A 16,404-nucleotide genomic window follows, 5' to 3' on the forward strand; every position below is an offset into this window, starting at 1 on the left:
AAAAAAGGTAAAATAGAGAGTGATAAAAATGGAGCGAAGAAATCATGAAATTTGTGAAACAATTTGAAAATAAAAAGGTTCTTGTATTAGGTTTGGCAAAGTCAGGCGAGTCAGCTGCTCGTTTGTTGGATCGCTTAGGAGCGATTGTGACCGTCAATGATGGCAAACCTTTTGAAGAAAATCCAGCAGCACAAAGTTTACTGGAAGAAGGGATTAAAGTTGTGACAGGAGGTCACCCTTTGGAATTGTTGGATGAAGACTTTGCAGTCATGGTCAAAAATCCAGGAATCCCTTATTCTAACCCAATGGTCGAAAAAGCGCTTGAAAAGGGTATTCCAGTCCTCACTGAAGTAGAATTGGCCTATCTGATTTCGGATGCGCCAATTATTGGGATTACAGGATCAAACGGAAAAACGACGACAACAACCATGATCGGGGAAGTCTTAACTGCTGCTGGTCAAGGTGGTCTATTGTCTGGAAATATCGGTTTTCCAGCTAGCCAAGTTGCACAAACAGCAACAGCAAAGGATGTTCTGGTCATGGAATTGTCTTCTTTCCAATTGATGGGAATTGAAGCCTTCCATCCAGAGATTGCAGTGATTACCAACCTCATGCCGACCCATATCGACTATCATGGTTCTTTTGAAAATTATGTAGCTGCTAAATGGAATCTTCAAAAGAATATGACAGAAAAAGATGTCATTGTCTTGAACTTCAACCAAGACTTGGCCAAGGAACTCGCTACAAAAACCAAGGCAAGGGTCCTTCCATTTTCAACGGTCGAAAAAGTGGATGGGGCTTATTTGGAAGATGGACTTCTCAAGTTTAAGGGAGAAGTTGTTATGCGTGCAGATGAACTGGGTGTTCCAGGTAGCCACAATGTAGAAAATGCCTTGGCAACGATTGCGGTTGCAAAAGTCCGAGGAGTCGAGAATGAGGTCATTAAAGAAACCTTATCGGCCTTTGGAGGAGTGAAACACCGCCTTCAATATGTGGATGAGATTCAAGGTGTCAAATTCTATAATGATAGTAAATCGACCAATATTTTAGCAACACAAAAAGCCCTTTCTGGTTTTGATAACAACAAGGTGATCTTGATTGCAGGAGGGCTCGATCGTGGCAATGAATTTGATGAATTGGTACCTCACATTGCTGGTCTAAAGGAAATGGTGATTCTAGGGGAATCAGCTCCTCGAGTGAAACGCGCAGCAGATAAAGCTGGCGTCTCTTATGTTGATGCTGCAGATGTAGCGGATGCTACAAAGAAAGCCTTCGACTTGGCTAGCCCCGGAGATGTTGTCCTACTAAGTCCTGCCAATGCCAGCTGGGATATGTATCCGAATTTTGAAGTGCGTGGGGATGAATTCCTTGCTACAGTAAAAGGGTTGAAATAAGATGAAAAAAATAATGTTTACTGGTGGGGGAACCGTGGGACATGTGACCCTTAATCTCCTCTTGATTCCAAAATTTATCGAAGATGGATGGGAAGTCCATTATATTGGAGACAAAAAAGGAATCGAATACCAAGAGATCAAAAAGTCTGGCTTAGACGTGCGCTTCCATTCAATTGCAACGGGGAAATTGCGCCGCTATTTCTCTTTCCAAAATATGATGGATGTGTTCAAGGTGGCTTGGGGGACGCTCCAGTCCATTGCAATCCTGCTTCGTGTGCGCCCACAAGTTCTCTTCTCAAAAGGAGGATTTGTTTCTGTGCCACCAGTGATCGCAGCCCGACTCACGCGTGTTCCTGTCTATATCCATGAGTCCGATCTTTCTATGGGATTGGCCAATAAAATTGCTTATAAATTTGCTACCAAGATGTACACGACTTTTGAGCAAGCACATGGTTTGACAAAGAGTGAGCATATCGGTGCGGTAACCAAGGTCACAGATCATATTCCGCCAACTTCAGAAGTTTTAGAAGAAAAAACAAAAGGTTTCCGAAAAGACTTGCCGACCCTTCTCTTTGTCGGAGGATCAGCCGGTGCGCGTGTCTTTAATGAATTTGTGACAGAGCACAAAGCAGAGCTCTTGCAGCACTACAATATCATCAATTTGACGGGTGATTCAACATTGAATCAGGCTGAGGGTGGCTTGTATCGAGTGGATTATGTAACCGATCAGTATTTACCAATGCTCCAAAAGGCTGATTTAGTGGTGACTAGGGGTGGAGCCAATACCTTATTTGAGCTCTTAGCTATGAACAAACTCCATTTGATTGTACCGCTAGGAAAAGAAGCCAGCCGTGGCGATCAGATTGAAAATGCCCAATATTTTGTGGATAAAGGTTATGCAGAGCAATTGCAGGAAGATCAATTGACGCTCGAAACCTTCAATGAAACCATTCAAGAAATGTTGAAGCAAAGCCAAGTCTACCACCAAGCAATGGAAAAATCGACAGAACTCCTTTCACTAGACGATTTTTATGGCCTGCTTCAAAAAGATATCAGTAAGGGAAAAGATGACGGACGACAATAAAAAAACGCCAACGGATGACAAAATTACAGAATTGTCAGCCTGGCAAAAAAGAAACAAAGAATATTTAGAAAAAAAAGCGCTTGAAAAAGCGGAAGAAGCTGAAAAAGAGGAAACTGAAAGAGAAGAAGCACAAGAAGACGAAGACCTTTCAGAAAAAGAAACAGCTTCCGTCTCAGAGGAAGAATCTGACGAACGAAAAGAGTCCGAAGAAGAAGATGAATTTGAGGCCGAAGAGGATCCAGATGCGGATGGAGAAAGTTCAGAAGGAGAAGAGGATGATCCGGCTGTAGAGGAGCTAGATCCTTCAGAGAAGCAAGAGAAAAAGCCTTCATTCTTTAAAGGCTTAAAGACGAAAAAGCCAAAGAAGGAACCGACAGTGGCAAAACGCCATATCTATCGTGCCCTTCCGGTTATCGGAATCAGCTCGATTGTCGCCCTTCTCTCAATCTATTTTTTAAGTCCCTTGTCCACACAGAAAGTGATTGAATTTTCAGGGAACAAAGCGGTTGATCAGCAACTCTTGTATGAAAAAAGTCGCATCAAAGAAGAAGATTATACTCTGACGACCTTCCTTCATAAATCGGTCTATGAACAAAACATGAAAACGGCTAGTCCATGGATCAAAGAGGTTCACATGCATTATCAATTCCCGGTGACCTTTAAAGTCAATGTCGTGGAACACAAAGTGGTTGCCTATTATGTGACGGGAGAAGACCACTATCCAGTATTGGAAAATGGAGAAGTAGTGGAGACAGTAACTCCAGCTTCGGAATTGCCGTCCTCCTATATTAGCTTAAAATTCTCAGATCGAGAATTGGTTAGACAATTTGTCCAAGAAATGAAGTCTATTTCTTCTTCCATTACGGATAAAATTGTTTCGGTTGATCTGACACCGAGCAAGGTCACCAAGGATCTGGTGACCATCACCATGAAAAACGATAATAAAATCTTGGTGCCTGTTTCCCAAATTACCCGCAAGCTTCCTTATTATAAGGCCATTAGTAAGCAATTAGACGATGATTCCACCATTGATATGGAGGCTGGAGTATTCAGCTATAGTGAACAATCCATCGCAGATGCCAAAGAGCAAGCTGAAAAAGAAAAGGCTGAAAGTACAGAAAAGCAAGAAGAACATTCTGAGGAAGCAAGCCACGAACAGAATCAAGAACAGAATCCAGAAGGAGAGAATTCTTCTGGAAATGAGTAAAGCCCATAAATTATCTCAAATAATTGAAGAAAAAATGTCCATTTTAGGCTTCTTTGTGATATAATGAAGTTTGGATAGTTCCAACTAAAAGGGCTATAAATAGATGTAAAGTGAAAACAAATAAAGAGAGAGGACTGGTGTAATGGCTAGAGACGGCTTTTTTACAGGTTTAGATATCGGTACTAGTTCAATAAAAGTATTGGTGGCAGAACATGTCAATGGAGAAATGAATGTAATTGGAGTCAGCAATGCAAAAAGTGCTGGCGTCAAAGATGGAATTATAGTAGATATCGAAGCTGCTTCAAATGCAATTAAAAATGCAATCAGCCAAGCTGAAGAAAAAGCAGGGATTTCAATCAATCTAGTCAATGTTGGGTTGCCTGCAAACTTACTACAAATCGAAGCAACTCAAGGAATGATTCCAGTCACAAGTGATTCGAAAGAAATCACAGATGCAGATGTTGAAAATGTTGTCAAATCTGCACTCACAAAAAGTATGACACCGGATCGTGAAGTAATCACCTTCATTCCTGAGGAATTCACAGTTGATGGTTTCCAAGGAATTCGCGATCCACGCGGAATGATGGGGATCCGACTTGAAATGCGTGGCCTTCTTTATACAGGACCTCGTACAATCTTGCACAATTTGCGTAAAACCGTTGAACGTGCAGGCTTACAAGTTGAAAACATCATCATTTCACCGCTTGCGATGATCAAAACAGTCTTGAATGAAGGCGAACGTGAATTCGGAGCAACGGTGATCGATATGGGTGGTGGCCAAACAACGGTGGCATCTGTTCGTAGCCAAGAACTTCAATTTACAAATATCTATCAAGAAGGTGGCGATTATGTTACCAAAGATATTTCTAAAGTATTGAAAACTTCTCAAAAATTGGCAGAAGGCTTGAAGTTCAATTATGGTGAAGCCTATGTGCCATCTGCTGGAAACGAAGTCTTCCATGTAGAAGTCATCGGTGAAGTAGAGCCAGTTGAAGTGACTGAGAAGTATTTAGCTGAAATCATTTCAGCACGTATCAAACACATCTTTGAGCAAATCAAACAAGACCTTGAGAGAAGACATTTGTTGGATCTTCCTGGTGGTATTGTGATTATCGGTGGAGGTGCGATCCTTCCTGGTGTTGAAGAATTGGCTCAAGAAGTCTTTGGTGTAAATGTGAAATTGTTTGTTCCAAATCAAATTGGAATTCGCAATCCAGCTTTTGCCCATGTAATTAGCTTGTCTGAATATGCAGGCAATTTGACAGATGTGGATATTATTGCTCAAGCTGCAGTTCATGGAGACGAAGTCTTGCGTCAACAACCGATTCAATTTGATCGTCCAGTGCAACCACAAGTACAACCACAACCTGCTACTCCAGCACAACCGGTAGTACCTGCATACAATGCTGAGAAGATTGAATCTCCAGTGGATGCTCAAGAAATTCCAGCAGCAAGCAATGATAGCAAACAAGAACCAAAAACTACATTCACAGACCGAATGAAAAATTTGATCGGTAATATGTTTGATTAAGGAGTGTAAGTATTTATGACATTTTCATTTGACACAGCAGCGGCACAAGGTGCAGTAATTAAAGTAATCGGTGTCGGTGGCGGTGGCGGTAACGCCATCAATCGTATGATTGACGAAGGCGTTGCCGGAGTAGAATTCATCGCAGCTAATACAGATGTTCAAGCACTTTCAAGTGCTAAGGCTGAAACAGTTATCCAATTGGGTCCAAAATTGACTCGTGGATTGGGTGCTGGAGGTCAACCTGAAGTTGGTCGTAAGGCAGCTGAAGAAAGCGAAGAAGTGTTAACAGAAGCTTTGCAAGGTGCAGACATGGTCTTCATCACTGCAGGGATGGGTGGAGGATCTGGTACAGGTGCTGCACCAGTCATCGCTCGTATTGCTAAAGCTGTAGGTGCTTTGACAGTAGCAGTTGTCACTCGTCCATTCGGGTTTGAAGGTTCAAAACGTGGCAACTTCGCTATTGAAGGGATCAACGAACTTCGCGAACATGTAGATACATTGTTGATTATTTCTAATAACAACTTGCTTGAAATTGTAGACAAGAAGACACCGCTTCTTGAAGCTTTGAGTGAAGCAGATAACGTTCTTCGTCAAGGTGTTCAAGGGATCACTGACTTGATCACAAGTCCTGGATTGATCAACCTTGACTTTGCAGACGTGAAGACTGTTATGGAAAACAAAGGGAATGCCCTCATGGGTATTGGTGTTGGTAGCGGTGAAGAACGTGTTATCGAAGCGGCTCGTAAAGCCATTTACTCTCCACTTCTTGAAACTACAATTGATGGTGCAGAAGACGTGATCGTCAACGTAACAGGTGGTTTGGATATGACATTGATCGAAGCTGAAGAAGCTTCAGAAATTGTAAACCAAGCTGCAGGTCACGGAGTGAACATCTGGTTGGGTACATCTATTGATGAATCTCTTAAAGATGAAATCCGCGTGACGGTTGTTGCAACTGGTGTCCGTCAAGACAAGGTAGAACGCGTTAGCGGAATTGCTTCCTCACAACGTCCTTATAAAACAGGACCACGTGAACAACGCCCACAAGCTGCACCATTTGACCGTGAATTTGATTTGAAACAAGATGTTGAATTGCCAACAACTCCAAGTCGTCCAGCGGTAGAACCAAACCGTGGCTCAGCCTTTGGTGATTGGGATATTCGTCGTGAGAATATCGTTCGCCAAACTGAACCAACATCAACACATCAAGTTGATCGTTACGTAGATTCATCTTCAGATGATGATGAATTGGAAACACCACCATTCTTCCGGAATCGTTAATCATGAATCTGGTAGAGAATGCTGATCTTGTTCGGCAACAAGTAGAAACAGCAAGAAACAAAGCTAACCGTCGAGATCAAGTTAATGTGATAGCTGTCACCAAGTATGTGGATGTTGCCACAACAGAAGCACTGGTGAAAACAGGTATCCAACATATCGGTGAAAATCGTGTCGATAAATTCCTAGAAAAGTATCAAGCTCTAAAAGAGTATGACCTCACTTGGCACTTGATTGGGAGCCTCCAACGGCGGAAAGTAAAAGACGTGATTAATCTCGTCGATTACTTTCATGCCTTGGATTCGGTGAAGCTGGCTCAAGAAATTCAAAAGCGAGCAGAACGCTCGATCAAGTGTTTCCTCCAAGTGAACATTTCTGGTGAAGAAAGTAAGCATGGATTTGCACCCGATGAACTGGATGATGTTTTAGCGGAAATCGCACAGCTGGACAAAATTGAAATTGTTGGTTTAATGACGATGGCTCCTTTTGAGGCTAGTCAAGAAGAGTTGCAGGATATTTTTTCAAAAACTCACCAACTTCAGAAACAACTAGAAAAGAAACAATTAAAAAATATGCCTTTTTCAGAACTAAGTATGGGTATGAGTCGTGACTTTGAAGTAGCCATTGCGAACGGAGCGACTTATGTTAGAATTGGGACATCATTTTTTAAATAGGAAAGAACTATGTCATTAAAAGATAAATTTAACAACTTTATTGACTACTTCACAGAAGACGGTGAAGAAGTAGAAGTTCGCGAGGCAAAAGCAGCTGGGGCGGAAACACAACCAGTTCCACAGCCACAGCCGACTCCTCAAGTGACTTCTCCACGTCCACAGATTAGTCAAAGAGAACCAGTAAAACCAAAACCGACTCCTGTCGCACCTGTTACGACTCCAGTGTCTACAGCGGCAGTGAAGGAACCTGTTTCAACAACGAAAAATACATCTGAAAATATTACTCGCTTGCATGAACGTCAACGTGAATTGGCTGCTAATCGTGCGAATACAGATGAAAAGATTACCATTGATGTACGCTATCCCCGCAAATACGAGGAAGCGACTGAAATTGTTGATCTATTACTATCTAATGAGAGTATTTTGATTGACTTCCAATATATGACTGAAGTACAAGCACGTCGTTGTTTAGATTATTTGGATGGGGCTCGTTATGTTTTAGCAGGAAATCTTCGTCGTGTTGCAAGTACCATGTACTTGTTGACTCCAATTAATGTAGTCGTTAACATTGAAGATATCCGCCTTCCAAATGATGTGGAAGTGACAGAATTTGACTATGATATGAAACGTAATCGTTAAGATGATTATCTTTCAATACTTATCAAATATCATTCAAATCTATTCCATCATTCTTGTCATCTATGCCTTACTATCTTGGTTCCCTGGGGCACCTCAAAGTACTCTTGGACAAATGGTTCACCGCCTAGTTGAACCATTTTTGAGCCTTTTTAGAAAGTTACCATTACAGTTTGGGGGCTTGGATTTTACAGTTCTAGTAGCACTTTTGGTCTTGAACTTGATGAATCAGTTATTAGCCCGCTTGTTCCTATTTTTGATTGGATAGAATACGATGGGACAGACAGAGATTTACCAACATTTCAATCGCGAAGATCACGAATTCATTGATCGCTGTATTGAATTGTCTGAAAGAGTGGTGGAACGCTATTCTGTTGAGGTGACGGGTTTTTTAAACCCTCATCAGGTCACTATTTTACGAAATGTCGCGGCAAGCTACCAATTACAGGTCTTTGCTTCCAGTGATGAGCAGAAAATGGAGTATGCCAAGGTTATTGTTGCTCCGGATTATTACCAATTAGATCCAAGTGACTTTGATCTGGCCTTATTGGAAATGGTCTATGCTTCAAAATTTCATCACTTGACCCATTCCCAGGTACTGGGGACCATTGTTCACCAATTAGGTGTGGAGCGCAAGTCCTTTGGAGATATTCTGACGAGTGATGGAAAGATCCAAGTATTTGTTGAACGGCGTTTTGTTCACTATTTTATGGATCACATCCAGAAAATTTCTCGGGTACCTGTTAAGCTGAGGGAAGTTCCTCTCTCTGAACAAATGATCGTAGAGGAAGAAAGCCAGCAGCGAGATATTCTCGTGTCGAGTTATCGGTTAGATAAGGTGATTGCTGGGACCTTCAAGCTTTCACGCTCACAAGCTAGTCAGTTGATTAGTTCTGGTTTAGTGAAAGTTAACTATGCGACTACTTCCAATGTTAGCTATGCTGTAGGTCTGAATGATTTAGTCAGTGTCCGACGCTTTGGGCGTCTTAAAATTGTTTCTGAAAATGGTATTTCAAAGAGTGGAAAATATAAAATAACTGTTGAAGTACTCTTAAGTAAAAAATGAGGAGGAGTTATGGCTCTTACTGCTTTAGAAATTAAAGATAAAACTTTTGGCGTTAAATTTAGAGGGTATGATGCGAACGAAGTAGAAGAATTTCTAGATATCGTTGTTCGCGATTATGAAGATCTTGTTCGTTTAAATCATGATCAAGAAGCAAAAATTCAAGCTCTTGAAGAACGCTTAAACTATTTTGATGAAATGAAAGATTCATTGAGTCAATCTGTTTTGATTGCACAAGATACTGCGGAACGTGTCAAACAAGCCGCTAACGAACGTTCTGAAAATATTGTTCGTCAAGCTGAACAAGATGCACAGCACTTAGTAGATGAAGCAAAACAAAAAGCAAATGAAATCCTTCGTCATGCAACGGATAATGCCAAGAAGGTTGCCGTTGAAACAGAGGAATTGAAGAACAAGACACGCGTCTTCCATCAACGTTTGAAATCAACCATCGAAAGCCAATTGAGCATTATCGATACACCTGAATGGGATGAAATTCTTCGTCCAACAGCTATGTACATTCAAACAAGTGATGAAGCTTTCCGTGAAATTGTGGAGAAAGCTTTGGGTGAATCAGTTCACCATCATCATGCAGAAGATGATAACATTGATTTGACTCGTCAATTCTCTCCAGCTGAAATCGAAGAATTGCAAAAACGCATCGAAGCTGCTAATTTAGAATTGGGTGCAACACAAGCGTTTGAAGGTTTGAATGAAAAAGTTCAATCCGCTTTAGAAGAAGCAGAGCACGCTCGTCATGAAAATGAGGAAGTCGTTGAGGTTGAAGAAACTGTTCAACCAGAAGATGATGCAAATCGTGAATCTGTCAATATTTTATAATTTTGTAAAAACAGGTCCATTAATGATAGGTCTAGCGAGCAGATGATGGTGGAAGATCTGCACTCCCTCTTAATGGATGATCCTTTTACAGTATTCGTTCTGAACCCTTGAGTAAGAACGGACGTTTCCCTCGTTACGGGATGAGAGGAGAAGGTCGCTTGCGACTTCTCGAACAAAGGTGGTACCACGAGCAATCGTCCTTTTTAGGATGCTCGTGTTTTTTTTATAGCTTTTAAATCAATAAGGAGACATAATGAAACTCAAAGAAACATTGAATCTTGGGAAAACAGCTTTTCCAATGCGGGCTGGGCTTCCAACGAAGGAACCAGTTTGGCAAAAAGAATGGGAAGATGCAAAATTGTATCAACGCCGTCAAGAGTTGAATGAAGGAAAACCGCATTTTACCCTTCATGATGGCCCTCCCTATGCCAACGGAAATATTCACGTAGGGCATGCCATGAACAAGATCTCAAAAGATATCATTGTTCGTTCTAAGTCTATGTCAGGCTTTTACGCCCCTTATATTCCAGGTTGGGATACCCATGGTCTACCAATTGAGCAAGTCTTGGCTAAACAAGGTGTCAAACGTAAAGAAATGGACTTGGTTGAGTACTTGAAACTCTGCCGTGAATACGCTCTTTCTCAAGTAGATAAACAACGCGAAGACTTCAAACGTTTGGGTGTTTCAGGTGATTGGGATCACCCTTATGTAACCTTGACGCCTGACTATGAAGCAGCACAAATCCGTGTCTTTGGTGAAATAGCCAATAAAGGCTATATCTACCGTGGGGCTAAGCCAGTTTACTGGTCTTGGTCTTCTGAATCAGCCCTCGCTGAAGCAGAGATTGAATACCATGATTTGGTTTCAACGTCTCTTTACTATGCGAACAAAGTTAAAGATGGTAAGGGTGTCCTAGATACAGATACCTACATCGTTGTCTGGACAACAACTCCATTTACGGTTACAGCTTCTCGTGGATTGACGGTAGGTGCAGAGTTTGATTATGTCGTAGTGAAACCTACTGGATCTGACCGCAAGTATGTCGTAGCATCTGAGCTTTTGCCAAGCCTTTCTGAAAAATTCGGTTGGGAAAATGCTGAAGTCCTTGCGACTTACCAAGGAAAAGAATTGAACCATATCGTTACAGAACACCCATGGGATCCTGAAGTGGATGAATTGGTGATCCTTGGTGAGCATGTAACCCTTGATTCAGGTACTGGTATCGTCCATACCGCTCCTGGTTTTGGTGAGGATGACTACAATGTAGGGATTGCCAATGGCCTCGAAGTTGCTGTTACTGTTAACGAACGCGGAATCATGATGGAAAATGCTGGCCCTGACTTTGCTGGTCAGTTCTATGACAAGGTTGTTCCAACAGTTATCGAAAAACTTGGCGATTTGCTCCTTGCTCAAGAAGAAATCTCTCACTCCTACCCATTTGACTGGCGGACGAAAAAACCAATCATCTGGCGTGCCGTGCCACAGTGGTTCGCTTCTGTATCAAAATTCCGTCAAGATATCTTGGATGAAATTGAAAAAGTGAAGTTCCACTCAGAATGGGGGAAAGTGCGTCTTTATAACATGATTCGTGACCGTGGTGACTGGGTCATCTCTCGTCAACGTGCCTGGGGTGTGCCTCTTCCAATCTTCTATGCAGAAGATGGAACACCAATCATGACGGCTGAAACCATCGAATATGTAGCGCAACTCTTTGAAGAGCACGGTTCCATCATCTGGTGGCAACGTGAAGCGAAAGACCTCTTGCCAGAAGGATTTACGCATCCTGGTTCACCGAATGGCGAATTTACAAAAGAAACAGATATCATGGACGTCTGGTTTGACTCAGGTTCATCATGGAATGGGGTTGTGGTTAATCGTCCAGAACTCAAATACCCAGCTGATCTTTACCTTGAAGGTTCAGACCAATACCGTGGTTGGTTCAACTCATCACTCATCACATCTGTGGCGAACCATGGTGTCGCACCATACAAACAAATCTTGTCTCAAGGTTTCGCTTTGGATGGGAAAGGTGAGAAAATGTCTAAATCTCTTGGAAATACCATTGCTCCAAGTGATGTTGAAAAGCAATTTGGTGCTGAAATCTTGCGTCTCTGGGTAACCAGTGTAGATTCAAGCAACGACGTGCGTATCTCTATGGATATCTTGAGCCAAGTGTCTGAGACTTACCGTAAGATCCGGAATACTCTTCGTTTCTTGATCGCGAACACTTCTGACTTTAACCCTGCTGAGGATACAGTTGCTTACGACGAGCTTCGTTCAGTTGACAAGTACATGACGATTCGCTTTAACCAGCTTGTTAAGACCATCCGTGATGCTTATGAAAACTTTGAGTTCTTAACGATCTACAAGGCGCTTGTTAACTTTATCAACGTTGACTTGTCAGCCTTCTACCTGGATTTTGCCAAGGATGTTGTTTACATCGAAGGAGCTAAATCCCTCGAACGCCGTCAAATGCAAACAGTCTTCTATGATATCCTTGTGAAAATCACGAAACTCTTGACGCCAATTCTTCCTCACACTGCTGAAGAAATCTGGTCCTATCTTGAGTTTGAAGCAGAAGACTTCGTTCAATTGTCAGAATTGCCAGAAGCAGAAACGTTTGCCAACCAGGAAGAAATCTTGGATACTTGGTCAGCCTTCATGGACTTCCGTGGTCAAGCGCAAAAAGCCTTGGAAGAAGCGCGGAATGAAAAAGTGATTGGTAAATCACTTGAAGCTCACTTGACTGTTTATCCAAATGAAGTTGTGAAAACACTTCTTGGAGCTGTTGATAGCAATGTTGCTCAACTCTTGATTGTTTCTGAATTGACCATCGCAGAAGGCTCAGCTCCAGAAGGTGCAGTGACCTTTGAAGATGTAGCCTTCACAGTTGAACGTGCAGCTGGTGAAGTTTGTGACCGTTGCCGTCGCATCGATCCAACAACGGCTGAACGTCACTACCATGCAACCATCTGTGATCACTGTGCAAGCATCGTCGAAGAGAACTTTGCGGACGCAGTCGCAGAAGGATTTGAAGCTAAATAAAAGCCATTAAAAGAAGTTCCATAAAGGAACTTCTTTTTTAATGGCTAAAATGGTATAGAGGTTCATCCATTAAGGAAATAAAAAAAGCAAGGCAAATTGGCCTTACTTTGTAATTGGAAAGGAAATTTCAATTAGTTTATCGGAGTAGAGGGTTTTAATAGCGGATTGGTCAATGATTTGAAGATCAATCTTACGTTTTAAAAAGAACTCACGAATTTTTTCTACTTCAGTTTCACGAATAGCACGGTGTTTGTTACTGATCAATAATTCATAGTGGGTTGGGGCTTGTGTAAAAACAACATCAGTATTGCCCGCGGAATAAACCTCGACAAGCAAGGCGTCAGTGCTGGCAAGTTGGCTCTTGACCAGTGCAGCATGACTATTGGTGGTATTAATGAGCTTCATATGAGTTCCTCCTGACCTCTATCTTCATTTATTATAGCACTTTTTTTTATTTTGTGAAAGAAGTCCTTTAGTTTTTATGGGCAATTTTCCACTGTTCAATGCCCCATTTATGGCTGCCTCGTTTCAGTTTTTCAATCGCTTCCTCTACTGGGAACCAAGAGAGATTGTTAAAATCTTCCAGTGGTTTTTGAGTTTCTGTGTAGTCTACCACTTCATAAATATAGGCAGGATTGTAGTAGTAGGTATCCCGGTGGCTAGAATAAAAATACTCGTCTGCTTGGCCATAGTATTGCCCTAAAATAGCGGTAAAGCCTAATTCTTCGATTAGTTCCCGTTTCAGAGCTTGCAAGTGATCTTCACCCGCCTCGATTTCTCCGCCGGGCAAGAACCAGGCTCCATTAGGAGCTTGAACGAGGATGATCTGATCCTTGTCCTTATTGGGAATAACGGCGTAGACACCATAGCGATTGACGTAGGTCACATCTTGTTTTTTTTCACCAAAACTTGGAATGGTCATGGTTTTCTCTTTTCTTATTTTTTCATCATTATATCATATTTTTTAGCAAAAATCTGGAGGGAAAAAAGAAAGAGGATGGGACAAAAGTCCTAGCCTCTCAATTATTTTTGGATTGTCGAGCAAGACGCAGTGGTTGAGTGGGCTCTACTACGCTGATTTCATCAGCTTTTACAGCCCTACTCAACTGTGCGGAGGTGGGACGACGAAATCGAATTCTAACGAATTACCGATTTCTGTCCCACTCTCTGAATGTACATTTACTGATTATGCTTCTGACTTCTTTTCAGCCGTCTTGTGAACAGCTTTGATACTAATATTCCCATTGCTGGTCATGACTGCTTTGAGTTGTTTCTCACTTGGATGTTCCAGGTAATAATCGGTAATGGCATCTTCGATATGGTCTTGGATGGTACGACGGAGTGGGCGGGCCCCCATTTTTGGATCGTATCCCAGATCGACCAATTTTTCTTTGACCTTCTCTGTCACATCCAGATGAATCTCATTTTGTGCGAGACGTTGATTGACTTCATCCAGCATGAGGGTAACGATTTGGAGAAGGTTTTCTTTTGATAGAGGTTGGAATTCAATGATGCCATCAAAGCGGTTCATGAATTCAGGGCTAAAGAAGTTACCGAGTTCTCCCAGTACAGAGTTGGTTCGACCTTCGCGAGCAGCTCCAAAACCAACATTGGCCTCAGCTTTGCCGGTTCCAGCATTAGAGGTCATGATGATAATGGTATCTTTAAAGCTGACGGTACGACCTTGACCATCTGTCAAACGGCCATCATCCAAGACTTGCAAGAACATGTGCATGACATCTGGATGGGCCTTTTCCACTTCATCCAACAACACGAGGGAGTATGGATTGCGACGGACCTTTTCAGTTAGTTGTCCGGCTTCATCGTAGCCAACATAGCCCGGAGGAGCTCCGACTAGTTTCGCTACGCTATGTTTTTCCATGTATTCGCTCATATCAAAGCGGATCATATTGTCTGCAGAGCCAAAGAGCTCGATCGCTAATTGTTTAGACAACTCGGTCTTTCCGACACCAGTTGGTCCGACAAAGAGGAAGCTTCCGATTGGACGGTTAGGCGATCCTAAGCCGACACGATTGCGTCGAATGGCTTTCGCGATTTTATCTACTGCATCATCTTGACCGATCACATGAGCTTTCAAATCAGAAGCCAGATTGATCAATTGAGACTGTTCTTTTTCTTTCAAATCACCAACAGGAATATTGGTCTTTTGTTCAACGATGTGTTCAATCGTTTTTTCACTGATGACAGGAGTTTCCTGATCGGTGACATGTTGACCCTGCATTTCCTTGTATTTCGCGATTTGGTCGCGGAAGTAGGCTGCTTTTTCAAAATCTTCTTCGCGCGTCGCTTGGGCTTTGAGGTTTTCTGCTTCAATCAAGCGCTGGTCGATCACTTTTGGATCCACAAAGTTTAGGGTCAGGTTCATCTTAGACCCCGCTTCATCCAACAAATCAATGGCCTTGTCTGGCAGGAAGCGATCTTGGATGTAGCGGTTTGAAAGAATAGCTGCCGCTTCGATGGCCCCGTCTGTATAGTGGACGTGGTGGTAGTCTTCGTATTTTTTCTGGATGCCCTTGAGGATGGTGATGGTTTCTTCAACCGTTGGTTCATCGACCTTAACGGGCTGCATCCGACGTTCCAAGGCCGCATCTTTTTCAATGATACGGTATTCATTGAGGGTAGTAGCCCCAACTAATTGGAGTTCTCCGCGCGCTAAGGCTGGTTTAAGGATATTTCCAGCATCCATATTGCCCTCACCAGCTGATCCTGCGCCAACAATTTCATGGATTTCGTCGATGAACAGAATAACATCTTCGCGTTGACGAATTTCATCCATTAATTTTTGCATGCGTTCTTCGAATTGACCACGAATGCCTGTGCCCTGAACGAGGCTCACGACATCTAGGCGGATGACTTCTTTTCCTTGCAATTTATGAGGAACGTCGCCATCGACGATTTTTTGAGCCAGGCCTTCCACAACAGCAGTTTTTCCGACCCCAGGCTCTCCAATCAGAACCGGATTGTTCTTGGTTCGACGGTTGAGAATTTCGATGACACGGATAATCTCCTCGTCACGGCCAATGACAGGGTCAATATCCCCTTTGCGGGCAATTTCTGTGACATTGATACCGAACTCTTCTAACAGTCCTTTTGGCTTCTGAGGGCGTGCTTGACGAGGGTCTTGACCGCCACCACGGTTATTGTTTTGGCCGTAGCCGCCACCTCCATAACTGCCTCCGGATTGAGTTGGAGGGGTTTGAGGTTCTTGCGGACTTTGGAAGTTTCCAAGGTTATTGAAGAAATCTTCAAAAGGATCTCCAGTGAGTTGGCTCCGTTGGGTCATGCCTTTCAAGAAGCTGTTATTTGGGTCTGTTTTCATAATTTTATAGCAATTTTGACAGAGGTCTACTTGCTGCTGACGTCCATTTACATTTGTATATAAATGGATGGTTGATTCATTTATTTTACAATTTTGACAAAGCATATACATACCTCACAGTAGGTTTTTGATGGTTTTCCATCAAGAGACGAGCCTATTTTCAAAAGGTCAAAAATAGTCAAAGATTTATAGTTTCATTATATCAGTATTCTAGAAGTTTGCAAGAATTTGCTACGGAATGTCGCTAAGGATTGAAGAAAGAGCAAATCAATGGAAAAATGTGAATTTTTATTGGAAGAGCTTTCTCTTTT

General features: G+C 42.3%; 14 protein-coding genes. 11 read left to right on the forward strand and 3 right to left on the reverse strand.

The features are described 5' to 3' along the window. Nucleotides 1-44 precede the first annotated feature (44 nt). The 11 genes from murD to ileS all read left to right on the forward strand — a co-directional run bounded on the left by murD (nucleotide 45) and on the right by ileS (nucleotide 12,753). Nucleotides 45-1,394: a UDP-N-acetylmuramoyl-L-alanine--D-glutamate ligase gene (murD, locus tag LPB220_RS03195; RefSeq protein ID WP_150905494.1), complete on the forward strand. Its 1,350-nt coding sequence runs from the start codon at nucleotides 45-47 to the stop codon at nucleotides 1,392-1,394. 1 nt (nucleotide 1,395) lies between these two features. Beyond that, nucleotides 1,396-2,478 (forward strand): UDP-N-acetylglucosamine--N-acetylmuramyl-(pentapeptide) pyrophosphoryl-undecaprenol N-acetylglucosamine transferase, encoded by a 1,083-nt coding sequence (locus LPB220_RS03200; protein ID WP_150905496.1) that lies wholly within the window; start codon nucleotides 1,396-1,398, stop codon nucleotides 2,476-2,478. Continuing rightward, entirely contained in the window at nucleotides 2,462-3,685 is a 1,224-nt protein-coding gene (locus LPB220_RS03205) for a cell division protein FtsQ/DivIB (protein WP_150905498.1), read from the forward strand. Before LPB220_RS03200 ends, LPB220_RS03205 begins: the two co-directional genes overlap by 17 nt. Before the next feature lie 142 nt (nucleotides 3,686-3,827). Next, nucleotides 3,828-5,216, forward strand: coding sequence for a cell division protein FtsA (gene ftsA, locus LPB220_RS03210; protein WP_150905500.1), 1,389 nt, complete (start codon nucleotides 3,828-3,830; stop codon nucleotides 5,214-5,216). A 15-nt stretch (nucleotides 5,217-5,231) separates the two neighbouring features. Then, a complete protein-coding gene (gene ftsZ / locus LPB220_RS03215) occupies nucleotides 5,232-6,497 on the forward strand; it encodes a cell division protein FtsZ (RefSeq protein WP_003005955.1) in 1,266 nt (421 codons plus the stop codon). A gap of 2 nt (nucleotides 6,498-6,499) precedes the next feature. Then, complete coding sequence (locus LPB220_RS03220; protein ID WP_150905502.1) at nucleotides 6,500-7,168, forward strand: YggS family pyridoxal phosphate-dependent enzyme; 669 nt, start codon at nucleotides 6,500-6,502, stop codon at nucleotides 7,166-7,168. Between the two features lie 9 nt (nucleotides 7,169-7,177). After that, complete coding sequence (locus LPB220_RS03225) at nucleotides 7,178-7,807, forward strand: cell division protein SepF (protein ID WP_003005962.1); 630 nt, start codon at nucleotides 7,178-7,180, stop codon at nucleotides 7,805-7,807. Nucleotide 7,808: 1 nt separating this feature from the next. Next, nucleotides 7,809-8,072, forward strand: a complete 264-nt coding sequence (locus LPB220_RS03230; RefSeq protein WP_070505285.1) for a YggT family protein — start codon at nucleotides 7,809-7,811, stop codon at nucleotides 8,070-8,072. A 6-nt stretch (nucleotides 8,073-8,078) separates the two neighbouring features. Beyond that, nucleotides 8,079-8,870 carry an RNA-binding protein gene (locus LPB220_RS03235; protein WP_150905504.1) on the forward strand — a complete coding sequence of 264 codons (792 nt, stop codon included), beginning with the start codon at nucleotides 8,079-8,081 and terminating at the stop codon, nucleotides 8,868-8,870. Between the two features lie 9 nt (nucleotides 8,871-8,879). After that, on the forward strand, nucleotides 8,880-9,707 hold the full coding sequence (locus LPB220_RS03240) for a DivIVA domain-containing protein (RefSeq protein WP_021152770.1): 828 nt from the start codon (nucleotides 8,880-8,882) through the stop codon (nucleotides 9,705-9,707). Nucleotides 9,708-9,960: 253 nt separating this feature from the next. After that, nucleotides 9,961-12,753, forward strand: coding sequence for an isoleucine--tRNA ligase (gene ileS / locus LPB220_RS03245; protein ID WP_150905506.1), 2,793 nt, complete (start codon nucleotides 9,961-9,963; stop codon nucleotides 12,751-12,753). A gap of 102 nt (nucleotides 12,754-12,855) precedes the next feature. On the opposite strand, the gene LPB220_RS03250 is transcribed toward ileS, so the two are convergent. The 3 genes from LPB220_RS03250 to LPB220_RS03265 form a co-directional block, all read right to left on the reverse strand. After that, complete coding sequence (locus tag LPB220_RS03250; RefSeq protein ID WP_003012157.1) at nucleotides 12,856-13,158, reverse strand: DUF1827 family protein; 303 nt, start codon at nucleotides 13,156-13,158, stop codon at nucleotides 12,856-12,858. Between the two features lie 67 nt (nucleotides 13,159-13,225). Then, nucleotides 13,226-13,675, reverse strand: coding sequence for an NUDIX hydrolase (locus LPB220_RS03255; protein WP_049474218.1), 450 nt, complete (start codon nucleotides 13,673-13,675; stop codon nucleotides 13,226-13,228). Between the two features lie 264 nt (nucleotides 13,676-13,939). Next, a complete protein-coding gene (locus tag LPB220_RS03265) occupies nucleotides 13,940-16,198 on the reverse strand; it encodes an ATP-dependent Clp protease ATP-binding subunit (RefSeq protein ID WP_049498371.1) in 2,259 nt (752 codons plus the stop codon). Nucleotides 16,199-16,404: the final 206 nt, after the last annotated feature.

Origin of the sequence: Streptococcus sp. LPB0220 (assembly GCF_008727815.1) — a bacterium.
Lineage (GTDB): Bacteria > Bacillota > Bacilli > Lactobacillales > Streptococcaceae > Streptococcus.

What these genes read in the sequence shown, in the direction of transcription:
- murD (WP_150905494.1), top strand. Translation starts at nt 45, where the DNA reads ATGAAATTTGTGAAACAATTTGAAAATAAAAAGGTTCTTGTATTAGGT.
- LPB220_RS03200 (WP_150905496.1), top strand. Translation starts at nt 1,396, where the DNA reads ATGAAAAAAATAATGTTTACTGGTGGGGGAACCGTGGGACATGTGACC.
- LPB220_RS03205 (WP_150905498.1), top strand. Translation starts at nt 2,462, where the DNA reads ATGACGGACGACAATAAAAAAACGCCAACGGATGACAAAATTACAGAA.
- ftsA (WP_150905500.1), top strand. Translation starts at nt 3,828, where the DNA reads ATGGCTAGAGACGGCTTTTTTACAGGTTTAGATATCGGTACTAGTTCA.
- ftsZ (WP_003005955.1), top strand. Translation starts at nt 5,232, where the DNA reads ATGACATTTTCATTTGACACAGCAGCGGCACAAGGTGCAGTAATTAAA.
- LPB220_RS03220 (WP_150905502.1), top strand. Translation starts at nt 6,500, where the DNA reads ATGAATCTGGTAGAGAATGCTGATCTTGTTCGGCAACAAGTAGAAACA.
- LPB220_RS03225 (WP_003005962.1), top strand. Translation starts at nt 7,178, where the DNA reads ATGTCATTAAAAGATAAATTTAACAACTTTATTGACTACTTCACAGAA.
- LPB220_RS03230 (WP_070505285.1), top strand. Translation starts at nt 7,809, where the DNA reads ATGATTATCTTTCAATACTTATCAAATATCATTCAAATCTATTCCATC.
- LPB220_RS03235 (WP_150905504.1), top strand. Translation starts at nt 8,079, where the DNA reads ATGGGACAGACAGAGATTTACCAACATTTCAATCGCGAAGATCACGAA.
- LPB220_RS03240 (WP_021152770.1), top strand. Translation starts at nt 8,880, where the DNA reads ATGGCTCTTACTGCTTTAGAAATTAAAGATAAAACTTTTGGCGTTAAA.
- ileS (WP_150905506.1), top strand. Translation starts at nt 9,961, where the DNA reads ATGAAACTCAAAGAAACATTGAATCTTGGGAAAACAGCTTTTCCAATG.
- LPB220_RS03250 (WP_003012157.1), bottom strand. Translation starts at nt 13,158, where the DNA reads ATGAAGCTCATTAATACCACCAATAGTCATGCTGCACTGGTCAAGAGC.
- LPB220_RS03255 (WP_049474218.1), bottom strand. Translation starts at nt 13,675, where the DNA reads ATGACCATTCCAAGTTTTGGTGAAAAAAAACAAGATGTGACCTACGTC.
- LPB220_RS03265 (WP_049498371.1), bottom strand. Translation starts at nt 16,198, where the DNA reads ATGCTTTGTCAAAATTGTAAAATAAATGAATCAACCATCCATTTATAT.